Raw genomic sequence first — 21041 nt, forward strand, 5'->3', positions numbered from 1 at the left:
CCGGGCGATCAATCCGCGTAATAGTGGCGGTAGGTCTTCAGGAAGGTGCCGCCATCCTCGTACCCGGCCCGCTCCTGCTCGCGTACATCGACCAGGGTCAGCACCGCGCCCAGCATCTCGGCATGGACGTCGTAGAGCCGGCGCAGCGCCACCGACGCCGCCTTGGACGGCGTCCTGCGCCAACGCACCAGGAACACGACGCCGTCCGCCATGCTGGCGATCACCCGCGCCTCGTCGACCGGCAGCACCGGCGGCGTGTCGAGGATCACCAGGTCGTAGCGCTCGCGTACCTGCTCGAGCAGCTCGGCCAGCCGCGGGCTCTCGGCCAGGCTGATGCCCTTCGAATCGAGCCGCTGCGGCAACAGGCAGGCATTGGACAGGCTGTCCTTGACGATCGCCTGCTCCAGCGTCGCCTGCCCGGCCAGCACTTCGTCCAGGCCCAGCTTCACATTGTCGGTGAATTGCCGGCTGGAGGCACGGCGCCGTGCATCGGCATCGATCAGCAGCACCTTGCCGCCCGCCGCCGCCACCGCCCGGGCCAGGCCCATCGCGGTGGTCGTCTTGCCCTCGCCCGGCACCGAGGAAGTGATCGCGACCACCCGGATCGGCTTGGTCGCCTCGGCGAACTGGATCGAGGTGCGCAACGTCCGGAACGCCTCGGCAAAGGTCGATTGCGGTCGCTTGAGCAGCAGCTCCGCCGGCGGCGCGGGCGGCCCGGTCTTGCGATAGCCCGGCAGCGTGTTCGCATCCGGGATGCTCGCCAGCGTCGGCAAGGCGAGCATCTTCTCGATCGCATCGCCGCTTTCCATGCCACGCTCCAGCAGCTGGAGCAGCACGACGAGCAGCACGCCAACGCCCAGTCCGCCAACCACGGCCATCGCCGCATAGATCAGCTTGTTGGGCGAGCTCGGCGCACCCGGCACCCGGGCACGGCTGACGATATAGGAATCGCTGCGCTCCAGGCCCGATTGCGCCACCGTCTGGCGATAGCGGTCGAGGAACGCCTGGTAGAGCGTCCGCGCGGATTCGGCGTTGCGCTCCAGCTCGTTGAGCCGGACCGAGGCTTCATTGTCGCTCGCCAGCTTGCCCTGCGACTGCGCCACCGAACCCGCGAGCGATGCCGCACGCTGGTTAGCGATATTCGCCTGGATCGAGACATTGGCGACGATGCGCTGCACCTCGGCCGCGATCGCCTGGTCGGCGACGCGAAGCTGGCTCTGCGCACGGACCAGCTCGGGATGACGCGGTCCGTAGCGTTTCTCCAGCGCCGCCACTTCGCGCGCTACCTCGGCGCGCTGCGAGCGCAGCTGGCTCACTACGGGGGAATCGAGCGAATCGCCCAACTCCTCGCCACTCCGCCCGCGCTGCAGCTGCGACTTCGCCGCCGAGAGCCGGGCCTGGGCCGCGGCATTCTCCGCCTTGGCCTGGGCCAGCTGGGTCGACAGGCCGGAAAGCTCCTGCTGCGTCACCGTCGAGGAATTGGAGACCGCGAACAGCGCGTGCGCCGCACGATAATCGGCCACTGCGCGCTCGGCATTCTGCACCTGCACGCGGAGCTGCTGCATCCGCTGCTCAAGGAACTTGCGCGCGCGCTGCGTCGCATCGGCCTTGGAGCCGGTCTGGCCCGAAATATAGTCGTCGACCACCGCATTGGCGATCTGCGCCGCCTGCACCGGTGTGCTGCCCTCGAAGGTCACGCTGATCGCATAGGACAGGCCATCCCGCTTCACCGTCAGCCCGCCGAGCAGCGTGCCGATCGCGCGCTGCCGCCCGATCAGGTCGGGCTGGGCCGGCGCCGGCTGGCCGGCCTCTACGGCCTTGTTGAACGCTGGATCGCGATCGAGATGCAGACGATCAACCACTCGCCCGAGCAGTTCGGGCGAGCGCAGCGCCTGCACCTCGGTATCGACCGCCGCCGAATCGGGATCGGTGGTGGGCACCACCGAATCGACGTTGATCACGCGCTCGGCAGTGCGCTCCAGCGCAACCTGTGCGGTCGCCTGATAACGCGGCTCCGCGACCAGATACGCCGCGGCAGCCACCACGAGCGCAGTGAGCATCGCAGTGCACAGCACCAGCCAGCGCCGCCGCAGGACGGCGCCGACATGCCGCAGGTCGATCAGTGCGCCGCGATCGACCTGCGGATCGGCATCAGGGCGCGGCGGCGGCAGGCGCCTCGTGATCGCGTCCATGTCACGCCGTGGCCATGAAGGCGCGGACCGCCGGAGCAAGGTCCGGCCGGGAGAGCGCCATTGCCAGCGTCGCGGTCACGAAACCGCTCTTGTCGCCGCAATCATAGCGCTTGCCCTGGAAGGTCACGCCATGGAACGGCTGCTGGCCGATCATCCGCGCCAGCGCATCGGTGAGCTGGATCTCGCCGCCCGCGCCTTCTTCCTGGCTAGCCAGCAGGTCCATGACCTCAGGCTGCAGGATGTAGCGGCCGATCACCGCCAGCGTGGAGGGTGCGACTTCGGGCGCCGGCTTCTCGACCAGCCCCTTCACTTCGGTGATCGCGCCGGACCGCGCGCCCGGCGTGACGATCCCGTATTTCCGGGTGTCCTCGGCCGCGACTTCCTCGGTGCAGATCAGGTTGCCGCCAAGCTCGGCATAGGCGTCGATCATCTGCTTCAGGCAGCCCGGCTCGCCCATCATCAGGTCGTCGGGCAGCAGCACCGCGAAGGGCTCGTCGCCGACGATCCGCCGCGCGCACCACACCGCATGGCCAAGACCAAGCGGCTCCTGCTGGCGCACGATGGTGATGTCGCCCGGCGAAGTCCGGGTGCCATCAAGAATATCGAGCGACTTGCCACGCCGCGTCATCGTCTCTTCGAGTTCGAACGCATGATCGAAATGGTCGTCGATCAGGCTCTTCCCGCGACTCGTCACGAAAATGAACTGTTCAATTCCTGCCTCGCGCGCCTCATCGACGGCATATTGGATCAGCGGCCGGTCAACGACCGGGAGCATTTCCTTGGGCATCGACTTGGTGGCGGGCAGGAACCGGGTTCCGAGGCCACCAATCGGGAAAACTGCTTTGCGTACTCTTCGCATCTTCCACCCTTTCATGGTTGCTGGGTCCCCCCGGAAAGACCAGCATCAACCATCAGGGCGAGACGACCTCGCAGATACTCAACACGCCAGTCGGATCTGCGAACTCGATCACCTCGCCTGACTTCATGATGCTGGGCCATTACGCTGCGTTGCAGCAAGAGCCCGGCGTCCAAGCGTGGCCAAAGCGCGCCCGGACCCCGTTTTAGAATGCGCCTCTCGGCGCATTGCGGTGCCAGCCCGCTCCCCCACCCGGCCACCCAACGGCAGTATTCTATGGGTGGCCGGGTGGGGGAGCGGGCTGGCACCGCCTGGAAATGCGCTCTTTCGCGCATTTCCAAACAGACTCAGAGCTTCGGCGGAGCACCCGCAAAGGAGATCCCGCCAGGCACCGATCCCTTGCCGCGCGGGCGGACCAGCGGCGTGCCGGGCGGCACCTGGATGTCGTGCGAGCCGATGATGATGTGCGCGGGGCCGTCATGCACGTCGAAGATCGGCCATGCCTTGTCGCTCTGCACCGCCAGATGCTCGATGCGGATCACGAGCGGCTCGCGCACGCCCTGCGCCGCCATGATCGCGAAATGATTGGTGTCCCCGATCCCGCCGATCTTCTGCGGATTCACGCTGGTCAGCCGCGTCGCCCGGATGCTCGACCACAGCCGGAAATTGCGCGCGTTGCGGCCGCTGGTGCAGTCGTCGAGCAGGGTCTCGCTCGATTTCAGGTCGAACCCGCCATCGCTGTTATCCCAGGCCGCGCACTGCTTGAACACGAACCGCGCATTGCCGCGCTCGGTCGAGAAGCCGTCGCCGTTCCAATATTTGTTGTCGCCGCGCTTCCAGCGAAAGCCCCGCATCGTGCAGCGCTCGAGCCGGAAGTCATGCGCGGTGTCCTGGAAGCCAATGCCCACTGGCAGATCATGCGCGCCTGTGGTGAGCGTGCCGCTGGCGGTCACGTCCTCGATCACCCCGTCATGGCTGGCATAGCGGATACGGGCGAAGCTGCGACGCAGATCGGCCGCCCTGGCTCCGCGCACGCGCAGCCCCACGCAATCGGCACCCGCCGCGCGCGGGACGGAGCTATTCTCGATCACCCGGTAGCCGCCCGCCACTTCGATGTCGGCGATCTGTACGCCGCGCACCGAGTCGCGGATCACGAACAGCCCGTTGCCGACATCGCGGGCATGCACGCCGCGATAGGTCGCGCCGGAGCGCACGACATAGACCGGCTCGCCCTCGGCAGCGATCCGGACCGAAGGAGCGAAGCGAAGCGGCCTGTCGGTCATGCCCCCGGGCTAGTCGCGCGATGCGCGGCCCCGCCAGCCGGTTGCGATGCAGCGTGGCCCTGACGGGCTCAGCGCAACGCAGGCTCGGCGCCGCCCAGTGCCTCGGCCTCGCGAACCGGAGAGCCGCCGGACCCAAGCCAGGACCGGCGGCAGGTCCGCCGCACCCGGCTGAACCGCCGGAACCCCGCTTCGGCCTCGCCGGCAGGCAACGGAATCTCCGGGGTGCCAGCCGAACCCCGTATTGCCGCGAGCATCTGTCCATCCGCGGCGAAGAGCGAAGACAAGGTCCCCTGCGCCACGCGCCGGCGTTCCGCCGCGTCCTGTCCCAGATAATAGAGCGCGGGTGGTGGCGGGAGGCGGTTCGTCCAGGCGATCGCGTCCTCGATCCGCGCATAGTTGCTGAGCGGCAGGATCGGCCCGGCGATCTCCTCGCGCATCACGCGCATGTCCGGTGTTGCGTGGCGGACGATGTGCAGCGGCATGCCCGCGCCACGCGGCTCCGCGCTCATCACCTCGCCGCCTCGCGCGCGCGCGTCTTCCAACAGAGCCGCCAGCCGGTCGGACGCCTCGGCCGAAAGCGGCGGCGCCTGGTCGGCTCCCGGCTGCATCGCCCCGCGCCACAGCCAGGCAGCGATCGCTTCCCCCTGCTCTGCCGGCACCAGCATATAGTCGGGTGCAAGCAACGCCCGACCGCCGTCGAACCGCTTGGCCGCAATCACCTCGCCGGCCGCCCGCGGGAATTTCGCCGACCGCCCGAGGATAACCGCCGATTTGCCCGTCCGCGCCGGAAGTGCGCCCGCCGCCTCTCCTGCCGGCTCGCCCGAGACCAACAGGTCAAGTCCGGCCTCATCCGCGTCTTCGGGCATCACCGCCAGTTCGCGCGGATCGAAATATCGGGGGGCCAGTTCGCGCAGCAGCGCATCCAGATGCGACGAAGCGGCGTCCAGCCGCAGCATCACGCGATTTCCTGCCGCCAGTGCGCCGGCGAGCAGGCAGGCGGTTCGCATCAGCGGCAGCGCGGCCGGCGCCATGATGCCGACCACGCCGACCGGCTGATATTCCAGCCTGTCACCGCCTGGCCACAGCCGGCCAAGCAACCCGCGCCCGGCCTCGGGCCGTATCCAGTTGGCCGCCTGTTGCCGGGCCTCGCCCAGGACACGCAGCCCCAGCACCACCTCGTCGCGCATCGCCGACTCGGCATCCTGGGCCGCCTGGTCGTGCATGAGTGATTCGGCCAGTCCCCGGGCATTCTGCTCGAGCATCAGCGCGGCGCGGCGCAGCCGGTCGCGGCGAACGGCCGGCGAAACCGGCAACTCGGCGAAAAACGCCGCCCGTTGCGCTTCGAGCATCCTCAATCTTCCCACGGCTTGTCGCAGATGATCCTACTCTGCCGCCAATGCGTGGCAAGATCAGGCCGAAGCGTTTGCGACCGGCGGAGCCGAATTGCCTTGCCCTCGTTCTAGTGCAGGCGCGAGCCATTCGTTGCGAATTCGCAATATTTGTGCGGCGCAGCGTAATTTAGCCCCAAAATGACGCCCGGTTCATTTCGCCGCCGATTTCCCTCAGCTCAAAGCTGGCAAGTTGACGACACGAGCGCGCAAGAAGAGTGTTCGCACACGCAAAAGAAAACTTGCGTCTCCGCGTACAGGGAGCAGTGCGTAATGCGTATCGTGATGATCGGGTCCGGCTATGTCGGGCTGGTTTCGGGCGCGTGCTTTGCCGATTTCGGCCATCACGTGACCTGCGTCGACAAGGACGCGAACAAGATCGCCCGCCTCAAGGCCGGCGGCATCCCCATCTATGAGCCGGGGCTGGACGAGCTGGTCGCGCGCAATGTCGCGGCGGGCAATTTGTCCTTCACCACCGAGCTTTCCGAAGCGGTCGGCGCCGCCGATGTCGTGTTCATCGCGGTCGGCACCCCCAGCCGGCGCGGCGACGGCCATGCCGACCTCTCCTATGTCCACGGCGCCGCCCGCGAGATCGCCGGCGCGCTTAACGGCTTCACCGTGATCGTCACCAAGTCGACCGTGCCTGTCGGCACCGGCGACGAAGTCGAGCGGATCATCCGCGAGTGCAATCCGGTCGCCGAGTTCGCCGTCGCCTCGAACCCCGAGTTCCTGCGCGAAGGCGCCGCGATCGAGGACTTCAAGCGCCCCGACCGCGTGGTGATCGGCATCGAGGACGAGCGCGCCCGCGCGCCGCTCGAGGAAGTCTATCGCCCGCTCTCGCTCAACCGGGCGCCGATCCTGTTCACCCGGCGCCGCACCAGCGAGCTGACCAAATACGCCGCCAACGCGTTCCTCGCGATGAAGATCACCTACATCAACGAGATCGCCGAGCTGTGCGAGCGCGTCGGCGCCGATGTCCAGGAAGTCGCGCGCGGCATCGGGCTCGACAACCGGATCGGCTCCAAGTTCCTCAATGCCGGCCCCGGCTATGGCGGTTCCTGCTTCCCCAAGGACACGCTGGCGCTGATGAAGACGTCGCAGGATTACGAGACGCCGCTGCGGCTGATCGAGGCGACGATCGCGGTCAATGACCAGCGCAAGCGCGCCATGGGCCGCAAGGTGCTGAACGCGATTGCGGGCCCGGTGCGCGGCCGCACGGTCGCGGTGCTCGGCCTCACCTTCAAGCCCAATACCGACGACATGCGCGACGCCCCGTCGATCGCGATCATCCAGGCGCTGCAGGATGCCGGCGCGAAGGTCCGCGCCTATGATCCCGAGGGCATGGCCGCGTCCGAAGCGGTGCTGAACAATGTCGACTATGCAGGCTCCGCCTATGAAGCGGCGGAAGGTGCGGCGGCGACGGTGATCGTCACCGAATGGGATGCGTTCCGCGCCCTCGACCTCAAGCGCCTCGCCGGGATCATGGCCGATCCGCTGCTGGTCGATCTCAGGAACATCTACCCGCCCGCCCGGGCGGAGGAAGCGGGCCTGCGCTATGTCAGCGTCGGCCGGCCGGGCAAGTTGGAGGAGGATGCCGAGACCTCGAACGAGAGGCAGGCAGCGTGACGGTCGGCGGCCCCGTCCTCGTGACGGGCGCCGCTGGCTTCATCGGCCATGCGGTGTCCGAGCGGCTGCTGGCGCGCGGCGAGCGCGTGATCGGCCTCGACAATTTCACCGACTATTACGACGTCGCGCTCAAGGAAGCGCGGGTCGCCCGGCTGGTCGACAATTTCGACTTCCGGCTGGTCCGCGGCGACATCGCCAGCCCCGAGCTGCTTGCCGAGCTGGTGGCGGGCAATGGCGTCCGGCGCATCGTCCATCTCGCCGCCCAGGCAGGGGTGCGCTACAGCATCGAGAACCCCTTCGCCTATGAGCACAGCAACCTGAAGGGCCACCTCGCGGTGCTCGAGGCGGCGCGGCAGGCGGGCAATGTCGAGCATCTCGTCTATGCCTCGTCGAGCTCGGTCTATGGCGAGCGCCCGCTTGGCGGCAGCGGCTTCCGCGAGGATGAGCCCTGCACCGCGCCGGTCTCGCTCTATGCGGCAACGAAGCGAAGCTGCGAGCTGATGAGCCAGAGCTATGCCACGCTCTACGGCCTCAGGATGAGCGGCCTGCGCTTCTTCACGGTCTATGGCCCCTGGGGCCGGCCCGACATGGCCTATTTCGGCTTCGCCCAGAAGATCCTGCTCGGCCAGCCGATCGAGGTCTATGGCGAGGGCAGAATGGCGCGCGACTTCACCTATATCGACGACATCGTCGACGGAGTGGTCGGCGTGCTCGACAAGCCCCCGGCGGATGGCGAGCATCGCCTCCTCAACATCGGTGACTGCAATCCGGTCGGCCTGATGGACATGATCGCGACGCTCGAGCGCGCGCTCGGCCGCCAGGCGGTCAAGCTGATGCGCCCGATGCAGCCCGGCGACGTGACCGCGACCTATGCCGACATCTCGGCGATCCGCGATCTCACCGGATACAGCCCCAAGGTCGCGCTCGAACAGGGCATCGAGCGGTTCGTCGACTGGTATCTGAGCGAAATAGAACAGGGTGGAAGAGGACCGATGGCAGCGGTGGCCTGAGCCGGGAAAACCGGCCGGGCATGTATGGAGTAAGAACATGCTGCAACGGACAAGCGCGCCTGCGGGCGACGCCCCCATGATCTGCGTGACCGGGTTGCGCGGCTTCCCGCACGTGATGGGCGGGATCGAGAGCCATTGCGAGGAGCTGCTGCCGCGGATCAAGGCGCTGTGGCCCGATCACCGCTCGGTGGTGCTCGGCCGGGCGCCCTATCTGCCCGCCGCACATAACGAGCATCGCGGAGTCGAGATCATCGGCATCCCCTGCCCGCGCTCCCAGCATCTCGAAGCGATCGTCTCGACCTTCCTCGCGGTGCTCTCCGCCCGCAAGCGCGGCGCGGACCTGGTCCATATCCACGCGATCGGCCCCGGCCTGCTCGCGCCCTTTGCCCGCCTGCTCGGCCTCAAGGTAATCGTGACGCATCACGGCACCGATTATCACCGCGCCAAATGGGGTAAGGTCGCGCGCACCGCGCTGCGCGCGGGCGAATGGCTCGCGCTCAACTTCGCCGACCGGGTGATCGCCGTCTCGCCGTCGCTGGCGACCCAGCTCAAGCGCCAGTTCCCGGCGCGCGCGCAGCGGATCAGCTATATTCCCAACGGCACTTCGGACTTGCCCGGCGATGCCGATCCCGATCTCGTGCTGGAGCGGATCGGGGTGGAACGCGGCGGCTACCTGCTCGCCGTCGCCCGGCTGGTCCCCGAAAAGGGGCTGCACGACCTGATCGACGCCTTGCACGCCTCCAGGTCCACCACCAGGCTGGTCATCGCCGGTGCCGCGGATCATGAAAGCGACTATGCCCGCGAACTCATGGCCCGCGCCGGCGACCGGGTGATCTTCGCCGGGGTCCAGTCGCGCGCGACGCTCAAATGCCTCTATGAGAATTGCGCCTTGTTCGTGATGCCCAGCCATCATGAAGGGCTGCCGATCGCCGCGCTCGAAGCCGCAAGCTGCGGCGCGCCCATGCTGCTCAGCGACATCCCCGCCAATCTCGACATCGGCCTGGAACCGCGAAACTATTTCCCGGTCGGCGATGTCGCCGCGCTCACCGAGTTGCTCGATACCGACCGCGCCGCCTTCCGGATCGACAGCGACACCGTACGCGCCCGCTTCAGCTGGGATCGCGCGGCCGAGGACACGCTGGCAGTCTATCGCAGCGCGCTTGCCCCGGGGCGGGCAAAGTCGCGGGCATCCGGCCTGCCGGGGACGGTGGAAGGCTGAACCTATACTCCCCTCCCTGGGAGGGAGGGGCCGGGGGTGGGTGGAGGCTTGGCGATACGGGGAGCCTTGCGCACACTTCACCGTATCGCGCGCAAGAACCCACCCCTAACCCCTCCCTTTCAGGGAGGGGAACGGGATCATCCGAGCCGAGCCATCACCTCCGCCCGATCCGCCGCATCGATCTTCCCCGAAATCTCAATCCCAGCAGCGCCCGCCACGGCATGCGCGATCGCCGGCCGCCAGGCATACCCGCGCCACGCCCAGCTCCGTACCCGCCAGCGCCCATCTCCGTCGGCATCGATCGCCAGTGGCGGCCTTCCGGCGACCTCACTCGCCGGCTCCCGTGCAGTGCATGCACTTCCCGCTGCAAGTCCCGCAATCGAAACGATAAGTCCGCGACGGTCCATCGCAACAACCTCTCCGGTAATCAGCATAATCCGCGCTTAACCATGCTGCGACGCAACACGGAAGCGATCTTGATCGATGTTAGCCGGGCCAAGAACAGCAAGGGATCGCTGCCATGCCTAGCCTGTACATCTCGCCAGCCGGATCCGGAGACAAAAGCGGCCGGGACATCAACAACGCAGCGTCGATCGGTTCGCTCAACACGCTGATCGGAAAAGCCGGCCCCGGCGGCGAAGTGCTGCTCGTCGCCGACCAGGGCGACTACAACGTCACCGGCATCCTCGGCATCACGCGCGGCGGCACCGACGGCAATCCGGTGACCGTGCGCGGGATCGATTCCGCCGGCAACCCGATGCAGGCCCAGTTCGCCGGATCGCGCCCCGAAAACTGGCAGGCGGGCGATGTCGCCGGCAACGAGTTGTTCAAGCTCGGCACCGGCGCGAACAACCTGGTGTTCCGCGACCTCCAGATCGACAATGTCGGCACCGCCTTCCGCGTCACTGCGGACCTCAGCAACCTGCGGATCGAGGGCGTCGATGCCAACAATGTCCGCCGCTTCTTCGAGGATTATTCCAGTGCCGCCTCGGGCACCGCGACGATCACCGGCCTGACGCTGCGCGACATCGATGTGCTGGGCTTCTCCAAGACCGCGATCCGCCTCCAGTACGACACCAGCAACGTCCTGATCGACAATGTCCGCGCTGACATGGCCGGGCAACTCGGGGATGACCTGCCCGCCGGTGTCCATCTCGACGGCACCGTCCACAACGTCACGCTCAACCAGGTCGTGATGGAGAATGTCCAGAGCACCGCCGGCGCCTATTACAATGGCGACGGCTTCGCCACCGAGCGCGGCGCCTATGACATCCGCTTCATCGATACCGAAGCGCGCGGCAACAGCGATGGCGGCTATGACCTCAAGTCGAACGGCACCGTGCTGGTCCGCGCGCTCAGCGAGGAGAATGGCCGCAACTATCGGCTATGGGGCGAGGCGACGCTGATCGACCCGGTCGGGCTCAACCCGGTGCTGCGCGGCGGCATCTCCGAGCAGAACCAGCTCTGGCTCGATACCGCCGCCAATGTCACCGTAATCGGCGGCCGCTTCGACGATGCCGGCTCGCGCACTAAGGTGATCTCGTCGAGCGGCAAGCTGATGCTCCGCGGTACCGAGATCACCCATTCGGAGCTGGCGACCCTCGCGACCCAGGCCAGCCTCCCGGGCCTCGGCGGCGCCAACACGATCCGCGAGACGCTGACCGTGGACCAGGGCAGCGCCTCCCCGGGTGCGACTTCCTATATCGCGCTGCTCCCGCTCCCTGCGACCGCCACCGCCGATGCGATGACGGGCGGCACGGGCGACGACATCTTCCTGGTCGACAACACGGGCGACCGGATCACCGAGGCGGCGGGCGCCGGCCTCGATCGCGTCGAGACCACGCTCGCCGGCTACACGCTCGGCGCCAATATCGAGGACCTGATCCGCCGCGGCGCTGCCGACTTCACCGGCAGCGGCAATGCCCTCGCCAATTCGATGATCGGCGGCGCGGGCAGCGACACGCTTTCCGGCCTCGACGGCAATGACATGATCGCCGGCAACACCGGTGCCGATACGCTCACCGGCGGCAATGGCGAAGACCTGCTCCAGGGCCAGGCCGGCGCCGACAGCCTGCTCGGCGGCTGGCAATCGGATACGCTGATCGGCGGCACCGGCGCGGACCGGCTGGTCGGCGACCAGGAATGGCTGAGCAGCCAGGGCGCCAACGACCAGCTCGACGGCGGCGACGATGCCGATCTGCTGATCGGCGACGCGACCAACCTCTATGCCAGCGGCAAGGGCGGCAACGACCGGCTGGTCGGCGGCGCCGGCGACGATATCCTGATCGGCGACGGCGACGTGATGAAGGACGACGCCCGGGGCGGCGCCGACACGCTCGAGGGCGGCGACGGCAATGACTGGCTCTATGGCGATGGCCGCGACATGAGCGGCAACGTTACCGGCGGCGCCGACAAGCTCTATGGCGGCCCCGGCCCCGATCACCTGATCGGCGGCGGCGGCAACGACCTGCTCGTCGGCGGTGCCGGCGCCGACTGGTTCGTCTTCGCCCCCGGCTCGGGCAGCGACGAGATCAGCGACTTCGCGTCGAGCGAGGGCGACCATATCGATCTCAGCGCCTTCGACATTGCCTATGAGCAGCTGAGCTTCGCCACCGGCGCCGACGGCATCCGCGTCGGCATCGGCACCGACACCATCTTCGTCCGCGGTGCCCAGAGCCTGAGCCCCAGCGACTTCGTGTTCGGGTAGTGCTCCGGCATCCGTCACCCCGGCCTTGGCCGGGGTCCCGTTACATCAGGACTTGCCGGGCGGAAGCGCCCCCCGGGTCGAGCCCTGGGGTGACAAGGAACGCAAGGTCATCAGGGCGCCGCCAGTTCCTCCGGCACGGTCTGCCGGGCCCGGCCGGCGCTGCCCGTCACGCGCCGGATCACGGCCTTGCCCAGCTTCTGCCCGGGCAGCTCGACCAGCTTGTAGGTGACGAACGCCAGCGCATAGGTCAGCGGCACCACCACCGCCCCGGTCAGCACGAAGCGCCCGAGCGCGCCCAGCCCGGTGCCGAAGCGCCCGATCACCGCCGCCGCCACCGGCTGCAGGATCAGCAGGTGGATCAGATAGGTGCCGTAGCTGAGCTCGCCCAGCCAGTGGAACGGCTTGCTGCCGAGCAGCTTCGCCACCCCGTCGATCGGGCCCAGCCGCCGCAGATGCACCAGCGCGAAGAAGCCGAGCACCACGCCCTCGCGCACCACGAAGTGCAGCACGTCCTGATCGCCGCCGATCGGGATCGCCGCCAGCAGCACCGCCGCGGCCAGGTGCAGCCAGATCCGCTTGCCCGGTCCCGGGTCGGCGGCGATCAGCATGCCGCACAGGAACAGGTGCAGCTTGAGTGGCAGGAAGCTCGGCATCGGCCAGTCGAGCCCGATCGCCCCCGCCGCCAGTGCCAGCGCCACGCCGATGCCTGCAGCGATCAGCGCCGCCGGCACCCAGCCCGCCCGCCGGGCCAGCAGCACCAGGAAGGGGAAGGCCGCGTAGAATTGCATCTCGAGCCCCAGGCTCCAGTCGGGCAGCGGGGTACGGAAGGCATAGTCGGGCAGCAGGCCGAACACGAAGCTCAGATGCGCCGTGACATTGGCCAGGCTTGCGTCGGTATAGCGCTCGGCCGGCTGGAGACCCTGGCCGAGGAAGCTGTCGATCGCCACCCGGCTCTCATAGATGGCCGGGCCCGCGATCAGCGCCGCCGCCAGCGTCACATAGAAGAGCGGCGCCAGCCGGAAGAAGCGCCGCGCCCAGAAGCTCGCCCAGGTGCCGGGCGTGTTCCAGTCCTCGCTGCCGGCGCGTAGCTGATACTGGAACACCATCAGGAAGCCCGAGAGCAGGATGAACAGGTCCACGCCCAGATCGGGCTTGCTCAGCAGCGGCAGCCGGAAGCCGGTGAGGATCATCATGTGCCCGATCAGCACCCAGAGCGCTGCCAGCCCGCGCAACCCGTCAAGGCATTCGACCCGGCGGATACCGCCTTGTTCCAGGCCCATCGCGCACCTTTCGTGTCGTTCGTCGATGTCCGCTGATGACCCGCATGACGGGCCAAGACCACCTCGCGGCGGCCCCTAATCGGCCAGTTGCCCCGCCCGGGCGGCAGGGCGGTGCGCAGCGTGGTGCAATGCAGCAAATCGCCGTGGTACGCCTTGTTGCAAGGGGGCCGTATTTCGCGCGAAAGCGAGCGAGGGACGATGCCGAACAACAAGCGAATAGTATTCGCGATCAATTCACTCGCCGGCGGTGGTGCCGAGCGCGTGCTCACGACTTTGCTCGGTGGCTCCGCACCGTGGCGCAACCGTTACGATATTCACCTGGCACTGCTTGACGATGAGGAGCGTGCCTATAGCGTGCCCGATTGGGTGCAGGTGCATCAGCTCGATGCCCGGCATAAATTGCTGCCCAGCCTCACCCAGCTGCGCGGGCTGCTCGGCCGGCTCCAGCCCGATGCGACGCTCAGCTTCCTCACCCGCGCCAATGTCGCCAATGCCTGGGCGATGGCCGGGCGCGGCAGGCCCTGGCTGATCAGCGAGCGGGTCAACACCAGTGCCCATCTCGGCAGCAACGCCTCGGCCCATGCCGCCCGGGCGATGGTCCGCTTCGCCTATCCCCGCGCCGCCCATGTCATCGCGGTATCGGAAGGGGTGGTCGATGATCTCGCCGACAATTTCGGCGTCCGCCGCGCCCGCATGTCGGCGATCGCCAACCCGGTCGATCATGACGCGATCGCCCGGCTCGCCGCCGAGGAACCGGCCTTCGTCCCCGGCGGTCCCTATATCGTCGCCGCCGGCCGGCTGGTGCCCAACAAGAATTTCGCCCTGTTGCTGCGCGCCTATGCCCGGGCCGACCTGCCAGAGCGGCTGCTGATCCTCGGCGAGGGGCCGGAGCGCACCGCGCTCGCCACGCTCGCCGCCTCGCTCGGCATCGCCGACCGGGTCGACATGCCGGGCTTCATCGCCAATCCCTATGCGCTGCTCGCCCGCGCCCGCGCCTATGCGATGCCCTCCAATGCCGAGGGTTTCCCCAATGGCCTGGTCGAGGCGATGGCCTGCGGCGTGCCGGTGGTCGCCACCAACTGCGCCTCGGGCCCGTCCGAGATTCTGGCGAACAGCCCCCGGCATGCGATCAATGCCGGGATCGATGTCGAGGCCGGGGCATTGGTTCCCACCGATGACGTCAATGCCTTTGCCGCGGCCCTGCGCCGGGTGCTGTCCGAGCCGCGCCGCACTGCCTGTGGCGCTGCCGCCCGCGCACGCTCGCTCGATTACGGCGTCGAACGGGCCGCGACAAACTACTGGGACCGGATCGAGGCCGCGCTCGCCGCGCCGCCCGCCCCGGCGCCCAGCCTCAACGACAATGTACGTCTGCGTCAGGGAGTAACCTCATGAAGTGGCACATGCAGATCGCGCTGGCGGGGGCGCTTGCGATGCTTGCCGGCTGCGCCGGCCAGACCCCGCTTGCCGGCACCGGTGCGCCGCCGCCGGCCTCCGCCGCCTTCACCCTGTCGCCCGGCGACAAGGTGAAAGTCGCCACCTATGGCGAAGTCGCGCTCAGCGGCGATTTCGAAGTGACGCCGGCAGGCACCATCGCCTTCCCGCTGATCGGCGAGGTCAAGGCGGCCGGCCTTGAGCCGGACCAGCTCTCCAAGGCGATCGAGACCCAGCTTCGCGAAGGCTATCTGCTCCAGCCCAAGGTCTCGGTGCAGGTCGCCAGCTTCCGCCCGGTCTATATCCTGGGCGAAGTCAACAAGCCGGGTGAGTATCCCTATACCCAGGGCCTCACCATCCGTGGCGCCGTCGCCAAGGCGGACGGCTTCACCTACCGGGCAAACGAGAAGCGCGTCTTCCTCAAGCGATCGGGCGAGCCCGGCGAGCGCGCCTATCCGCTCACCGCAGATTTCGCCGTGCTGCCCGGTGACACGATCCGATTCGGGGAGCGCTATTTCTGATGGACATGGCCACCGCAAGCTTCGCGCCCGATCCGGCGCCAGAGCTGACTCACGCTGACCCCTTGCCCGAAACCGGCAAGCCGCATCTGCGCGGCTGCCCGGTCAGCTTCGCCAAGCTGAAGGCGCTGCTCGCCGCCGACCTGTACCGCTATGCGGGCCGGGTCAGCACGGGCGCCTTCCTCAAGCATTATGCCTTCACCCCGGGCTATAAATACACGGTGCTGATGCGCACCGCCGGCTGGCTCAAGCTCAAGCCGGCCAAGGCGTTCGGCTTCTATCCGCTCGCCAAATGGCTGCTGCTGCGCGCCCGCTACAAATACGGCTTTGCCATCCCCGAATATATGGAGATCGGCCCGGGCCTGTTCCTCAACCGGTTCGGCGGCTTCTACTTCCATGGCGACACGGTGCTGGGCAGCAACGTCAACATCACCCACGGCGTGGTGCTTGGTTATATGAACCGCGGCGCCAAGCGCGGCGCGCCGGTGATCGGCGACCGCACCTTCCTGGGCTCGGGCGCCAAGGTGATCGGCGGCATCCAGGTCGGCGCGGAGGCTGCGATCGGCGCCAATGCGGTGGTGACCAAGGACGTGCCCGATCGCGGCGTGGTTGGCGGCATCCCCGCCAAGCTGCTATCGGACCAGGGCTCTGACGGTTACATCAACCGCCTGGCCCCGCCCGAACTGCTCGCGGCCTGCGAAGGCGCGCTGCATGGCTGGATCCAGGATCAGCCGAAGATGAAGTCGTTCTGATCCAGTGACGTGACGCCGCGCACCAGGATGGTGTCGGTGCCGCCGAGCTGGATCGTCACCCCGGCGCTGCTCGTGGCGAAGCGCAGCGCCTCATAGGCGATGTCGAAGGCGCTGAGGTCGATCCGGTCCGCCTCGGCGCCGCCGCGGGTGAAGTCGGTGATCTCGTCCTGGCCCGAACCGCGCGCGAAGACGAAGCGGTCGCTTCCGCCACCGCCGGTCAGCTTGTCGTTCCCGCCCTTGGCGCCGGCCGCCATGTTCATGGCGTCGCCGTGGAGCACGTCGTTGCCAAGCCCGCCGATCAGCGTATCCGCGCCGCCGACCCCGGTCGCGGTCATGCTCGTCCCGTCGCCGACCAGCACGTCATCGCCGTCGCCACCGTCGAGCGTGTCCTTCGCCGCCAGCGAGGACACCCATTCGCTGTCGCCGACCAGCATATCGTTGCCCGACCCACCGTAGAGACGGTCGGTCTGCTGGCCGCCATACAGCGTGTCTGCCCCGTCCTCGCCGTAGAGCAGGTCCTCATTCTTGCCGCCGTCCAGCCGGTCGGCGCCGAGCCCGCCCCAGAGCGTATCATTGCCGTCATCGCCCGACAGCGTGTCGGCACCATCGCCGCCGGTCAGCACATTGGCCCCGGTGCTGCCGAGCAGCGTGTCGTCAAAAGCCGAGCCTTGCGCGTTCTCGATGCTGGTCAGCTTGTCGCCGGTGGCATCGCCGCCGCTCGCGGTCTGGGTGCGCAGATTGACCAGCACCCCGCCAAGCGACCCGGCATATTCCACCGTGTCCGATCCCGCGCCGCCGTCGAGCAGATCGCCGCCCGAGCCGCCGCGCAGCACGTCCGCGCCATCTCCACCCGAGAGCCGGTCCTCGCCTCCGCCGCCGACCAGGAAATTGTCGAGCACATTGCCGGTCAGCGTCGCGCCGACCGTGCCGGTATAGACCAGTTCCTCGAGATTGGCGCCGAGAGTGTAGTTGCTTGCAGCGGTGCGGACCCGGTCGCGCCCTTCGCCCGCCGCCTCGATCACCTGATCGCCGGCCTCATAGACGATATAGAGATCATTGCCGGTGCCGCCGCGCAGCACGTCGTTGCCGGCGCCGCCGTCGAGCTGGTCGTCGCCCGCGCCACCGATCAGCACATCGTCGCCACCTCGGCCATAAAGCATGTCGCCGACCAGCGCATCGTCGCTGCCGGTGATGCTGTCGGCATAGTTGGAGCCGATTACGGTCTCGATGCTGACCAGCCGGTCACCCTCGGCCTCGCCGCCATGATTGATATTGGTGGCCAGGTTCACGATGATCGCGGTCGACTTGGTATAGTCAACCTGGTCGCGCCCGGCGCCGCCATCGAGCAGGTCCGCACCCGCGCCGCCGACCAGCTTGTCGTCACCGTCGAGCCCGTAGAGCGCATCGTCGAGCGCCTTGCCGTAGATGCTGTTGCCCAGCGCGTTGCCGGTGCCGGTGAAACCGCCGCTTCCGGTATAGCTCAGGTCCTCGACGCCATCGGCCAGCGCCAGCGCGGACAGGCTGGTCCGCACGATGTCGGTGCCGCCCTCCTCCGCCTCGATGATCTGGTCACCGGCATTGTCGACCACATAGCTGTCGTCGCCCGCGCCGCCGATCATCACGTCCGCGCCTGCGCCGCCGTCGATCGTGTCGTTGCCGGCGCCACCCTCGAGCCGGTTGGCATTGGCGTCGCCGGTCAGCGTATCGGCAAGGCCGCTGCCGACCACTGCCTCGATCCCCGATATGCTGTCACCCTGCGCATCGCCGCCCGACACGGCACCCGTCGCCAGGTTAACCTTCACCGCCGCGGCGCTGCCCGAATAGACCAGGGTATCGAACCCGCCGGCGCCATCGATCCGGTCGCCGCCTGCACCGCCGACCAGGATCTGGTCGCCGCCATCGCCGATCAGCGTGTCGGCGAAACTGGTGCCGATAAAGCGCTCGACCCCGTCGAAGCGATCGCCCTCGGCATCGCCGCCGGTGCTGATGCCGGTCTGCAGGTTGATCGAGATCGCGCTCGCATTGGCGCTGAAGTCGACCGTGTCCACGCCATCGCCGCCGATCAGCGTATCCGCGCCGGCGCCGCCCTGGAGCAGATCGTCACCGCCCCGCCCTTCGAGACGATCCGCACCCGCACCGCCATAGAGCGCCTCGGCGGCACTCGTCCCCGCCAGCACATCGTCGAAGCCCGAGCCGATCACCGACTCGATGCTCACCAGCCGATCGCCATCCGCCTGCACCGCCAGCGCGAGATCGACCTGCACCGCCGTACCCGACGCCGCATAATCCGCGGTGTCGAACCCGTCGCGCCCATCGAGCAGGTCCGCGCCCGCGCCGCCGGCCAGGCGATTGGCGCCGGCGTCGCCGTAGAGCATATCGGCGAAGGCCGTGCCGATCAGGTCCTCGATCGCCACCAGGGTCACGCCGCCCGAAGCCGTACCCGCGGCAAGGTCCGCCGTTACGCCGCTCGCGCTGCTCGCAAAGTCCGCCGCGTCGGTTCCGCCCCCGCCGTCGAGCCGGTCCGCACCGCCATTGCCGGCCAGCCGGTCATTGCCCGCACCGCCCGACAGCGCATTGGCCGCACCATCTCCGGCCAGCACGTCGCCAAAGCCCGAGCCGGCCAGATTCTCGATCCCCGACAGCACATCGCCCTGCGCGTCACCCCCGCTGCCGGTGCCGCCCAGCGGCACGGTCACCGCCGCGCCGCTGGTCGAATAATCGGCGGTATCGATGCCCCCGCCGCCGGTCAGCCGATCCGCACCCGCACCGCCGACCAGCACATTGTCGAACGCATCGCCGCTCAGCACATCGTCGAACCCCGAGCCGACCAGCCGCTCGATCCCCGACAGCACATCCCCCTGCGCGTCCCCGCCGCTGCCGGTGCCCGCGACCAGATCGACCGTCACCGCCGCGCCGCTGCCCGAATAGTCCGCGCTGTCGAACCCAGCGCCGCCGATCAGCGTGTCCGCGCCTGCCCCGCCAACCAGCAGATCGTCACCGCCGCGCCCGTCGATCCGGTCATTGCCCGCGCCGCCGCCGAACCAGTCGGCGCCGTCGGTACCCGATAGCGTGTCGGCAAAGGCGGAGCCTTCCACCGCCTCGATCCCGATCAGCCGGTCGCCCGCCGCCTCGCCGCCGCTCGCCGCGCCATTGGCGAGGTCGACCGTCACGCCCGCGGCGCTGCTGCCATAATCCACCCGGTCGATCCCGGCGCCGCCATCGAGCAGGTCCGCGCCCGCGCCGCCATCGAGCAGATCGTCGCCCGCGCCGCCCGAAAGCCTGTCGTCGCCATTGCCGCCGAACAGCCGGTTCGCCCCCGCATCGCCGGCAAGCACATCGGCAAGGGCCGATCCCTCGACATCCTCGAACCCGTCGAACAGGTCACCGGCGGCATCGCCTCCACTGGCCGTCAGCCGCGCCAGGTCGATCTGCACGCCAGCGGCGCTGCCCGCATAGCTGAGCAGGTCGCGCCCCGCGCCGCCGACCAATATGTCCGCGCCCGCCCCGCCGCTCAGCACATCGTCGCCGGCATTGCCGAGAAGCATGTCGTCGCCCGCGCCGCCGAGCAGCGCGTCCGCGCTCGCCGTGCCGCCGATCCTGTCGTCACCCGTGGTGCCCGCGGCCACCACCGCCTGCTGCCCGTTCAAGGTCAGCACCGATCCGGTGCCCTTCTTCGAGACCACCGTGCCCGCCCCGGTCGCGAGCGCATAGTCATTCACCGTCAGCGCGCCGTTCTTCTCGGCCAGGTTGAACAGGGTCGGCGAGCCGGGATCGGAGAAGAACGCCCCGTCGATCGTCGCGCTGGCGCCCTCGGCCAGCCAGATATGCTCGCGATTGCCGCCAGGGGTGGAAGCGCCCGCATCGAGGCTGACGATGTTGCTCAGCACCGCCCCGTCGCCCCACAGCCGGATGTTCCGGCCATTGCCCGAGACGATCGCGCCATCGACCACGACATTGTCGCTCTTCAGGTCGAGCCCGCCATCGCTGTTGCCAGTGGCGATCACGTCGCGCAGCGTGATGTTGTAGGTGCCGCGCTCGGTCGCGAAGCCGTCGCCGTTGCGATAGTCGTTCACCGTGTCGAGCGCGTTGCGCATCGCGACATGGTCGATCACCACGTCATGCGCGGTGCCGTCGATATGCACGCCGATCGCGAAATTGTCGCCGTCCTGGAACTGGCTGTCGCCGCGCACATCCTCGATCAGCACGTTGCTGCTGTTGTACTGGACGCGGATCGCGCCCTTGGAAAACCCGTCCACCGCCACGTCGCGGATCGTCAGCCCGGTGATGCTGGCGCCGGCATTCGCGCCCGAGGCGATATTGTCGAAGAAGCGCATCACGTTGCGCGCCTCGACATGCTCGATCACCAGGTTGCTGAGGTCGCCGCCCACCCGGAAGCCGGTGCCGACATTCTCGAAGGCGATGTCGCTGAACCGCAGGTTGTTCGCCCCGCCCAGCAGCCGGAACACTTCCTCGCCGTCCGCACCCGCCGGGTCGAAGGGATCGGCCCGCGTCCCGACGATCGTCGCCGCCATCGCATTGCCGGCACTGTCGACGCCTCGGATCGTCACCGGCGCGCTCGCCGAGCCGCCCGCCACGATCGCCAATGCTTCGCTCGGCGCCGTATAGGCGCCTTGGTCGGCCAGCATCAGCACCTGCCCGCCCGGTCCGGCCGCGGCGATCAGCTTCGGCAGGTCCTTCAGCGTCGCGGCGTTGGCAGCACTCGAGCCGTCGCCCGAACCGCTTCCGGTCGGCGAGATATACAGCGTCGGCATGGCAGGG

At 68.3% G+C, this 21041-nt stretch carries 13 protein-coding genes; 7 read left to right on the forward strand and 6 right to left on the reverse strand.

Annotation, left to right across the window (positions count from 1 at the left end; translation table 11 throughout):
• Positions 1-8 precede the first annotated feature (8 nt).
• The 4 genes from AAHM44_RS07705 to AAHM44_RS07720 form a co-directional block, all read right to left on the reverse strand.
• Entirely contained in the window at positions 9-2192 is a 2184-nt protein-coding gene (locus AAHM44_RS07705; RefSeq protein ID WP_269572783.1) for a polysaccharide biosynthesis tyrosine autokinase, read from the reverse strand.
• A gap of 1 nt (position 2193) precedes the next feature.
• A complete protein-coding gene (gene galU / locus AAHM44_RS07710; protein WP_269572784.1) occupies positions 2194-3051 on the reverse strand; it encodes a UTP--glucose-1-phosphate uridylyltransferase GalU in 858 nt (285 codons plus the stop codon).
• Positions 3052-3395: 344 nt separating this feature from the next.
• Complete coding sequence (locus AAHM44_RS07715) at positions 3396-4331, reverse strand: hypothetical protein (protein WP_342249577.1); 936 nt, start codon at positions 4329-4331, stop codon at positions 3396-3398.
• Between the two features lie 68 nt (positions 4332-4399).
• Positions 4400-5680 (reverse strand): aldehyde dehydrogenase family protein, encoded by a 1281-nt coding sequence (locus tag AAHM44_RS07720; RefSeq protein ID WP_342249578.1) that lies wholly within the window; start codon positions 5678-5680, stop codon positions 4400-4402.
• A gap of 312 nt (positions 5681-5992) precedes the next feature.
• On the opposite strand from AAHM44_RS07720, the gene AAHM44_RS07725 reads away from it, so the two are divergent.
• From AAHM44_RS07725 to AAHM44_RS07740, 4 genes are all read left to right on the forward strand, one after another.
• A complete protein-coding gene (locus tag AAHM44_RS07725) occupies positions 5993-7345 on the forward strand; it encodes a UDP-glucose dehydrogenase family protein (RefSeq protein WP_342249579.1) in 1353 nt (450 codons plus the stop codon).
• Positions 7342-8355 carry an NAD-dependent epimerase/dehydratase family protein gene (locus tag AAHM44_RS07730; protein WP_342249580.1) on the forward strand — a complete coding sequence of 338 codons (1014 nt, stop codon included), beginning with the start codon at positions 7342-7344 and terminating at the stop codon, positions 8353-8355. The genes AAHM44_RS07725 and AAHM44_RS07730 overlap by 4 nt, the downstream gene beginning before the upstream one ends.
• A 37-nt stretch (positions 8356-8392) precedes the next feature.
• Entirely contained in the window at positions 8393-9574 is a 1182-nt protein-coding gene (locus AAHM44_RS07735; RefSeq protein WP_342249581.1) for a glycosyltransferase family 4 protein, read from the forward strand.
• A gap of 520 nt (positions 9575-10094) precedes the next feature.
• On the forward strand, positions 10095-12281 hold the full coding sequence (locus AAHM44_RS07740; RefSeq protein ID WP_342249582.1) for a calcium-binding protein: 2187 nt from the start codon (positions 10095-10097) through the stop codon (positions 12279-12281).
• A 110-nt stretch (positions 12282-12391) separates the two neighbouring features.
• Here AAHM44_RS07740 and AAHM44_RS07745 read toward each other — a convergent pair whose 3' ends face one another.
• Positions 12392-13561, reverse strand: coding sequence for an acyltransferase family protein (locus tag AAHM44_RS07745; protein ID WP_342249583.1), 1170 nt, complete (start codon positions 13559-13561; stop codon positions 12392-12394).
• 198 nt (positions 13562-13759) lie between these two features.
• Here AAHM44_RS07745 and AAHM44_RS07750 point away from each other — a divergent pair, with 198 nt between their 5' ends.
• Genes AAHM44_RS07750 through AAHM44_RS07760 form a run of 3 tightly spaced genes read left to right on the forward strand, consistent with a single transcriptional unit; the run spans position 13760 to position 16262 of the window.
• Positions 13760-14953: a glycosyltransferase gene (locus AAHM44_RS07750; RefSeq protein WP_342249584.1), complete on the forward strand. Its 1194-nt coding sequence runs from the start codon at positions 13760-13762 to the stop codon at positions 14951-14953.
• A complete protein-coding gene (locus tag AAHM44_RS07755; RefSeq protein WP_269572793.1) occupies positions 14950-15513 on the forward strand; it encodes a polysaccharide biosynthesis/export family protein in 564 nt (187 codons plus the stop codon). The genes AAHM44_RS07750 and AAHM44_RS07755 overlap by 4 nt, the downstream gene beginning before the upstream one ends.
• Positions 15513-16262, forward strand: coding sequence for a serine acetyltransferase (locus AAHM44_RS07760; protein ID WP_342249585.1), 750 nt, complete (start codon positions 15513-15515; stop codon positions 16260-16262). The genes AAHM44_RS07755 and AAHM44_RS07760 overlap by 1 nt, the downstream gene beginning before the upstream one ends.
• On the opposite strand, the gene AAHM44_RS07765 is transcribed toward AAHM44_RS07760, so the two are convergent.
• A complete protein-coding gene (locus tag AAHM44_RS07765) occupies positions 16238-21034 on the reverse strand; it encodes a hypothetical protein (protein WP_342249586.1) in 4797 nt (1598 codons plus the stop codon). The two genes, AAHM44_RS07760 and AAHM44_RS07765, sit on opposite strands and share 25 nt — an antisense overlap.
• Positions 21035-21041: the final 7 nt, after the last annotated feature.

Source organism: Sphingomonas sp. OTU376 (assembly GCF_038440415.1).
In the GTDB taxonomy this organism is placed as follows: Bacteria; Pseudomonadota; Alphaproteobacteria; order Sphingomonadales; family Sphingomonadaceae; genus Sphingomonas; species Sphingomonas kyeonggiensis_A.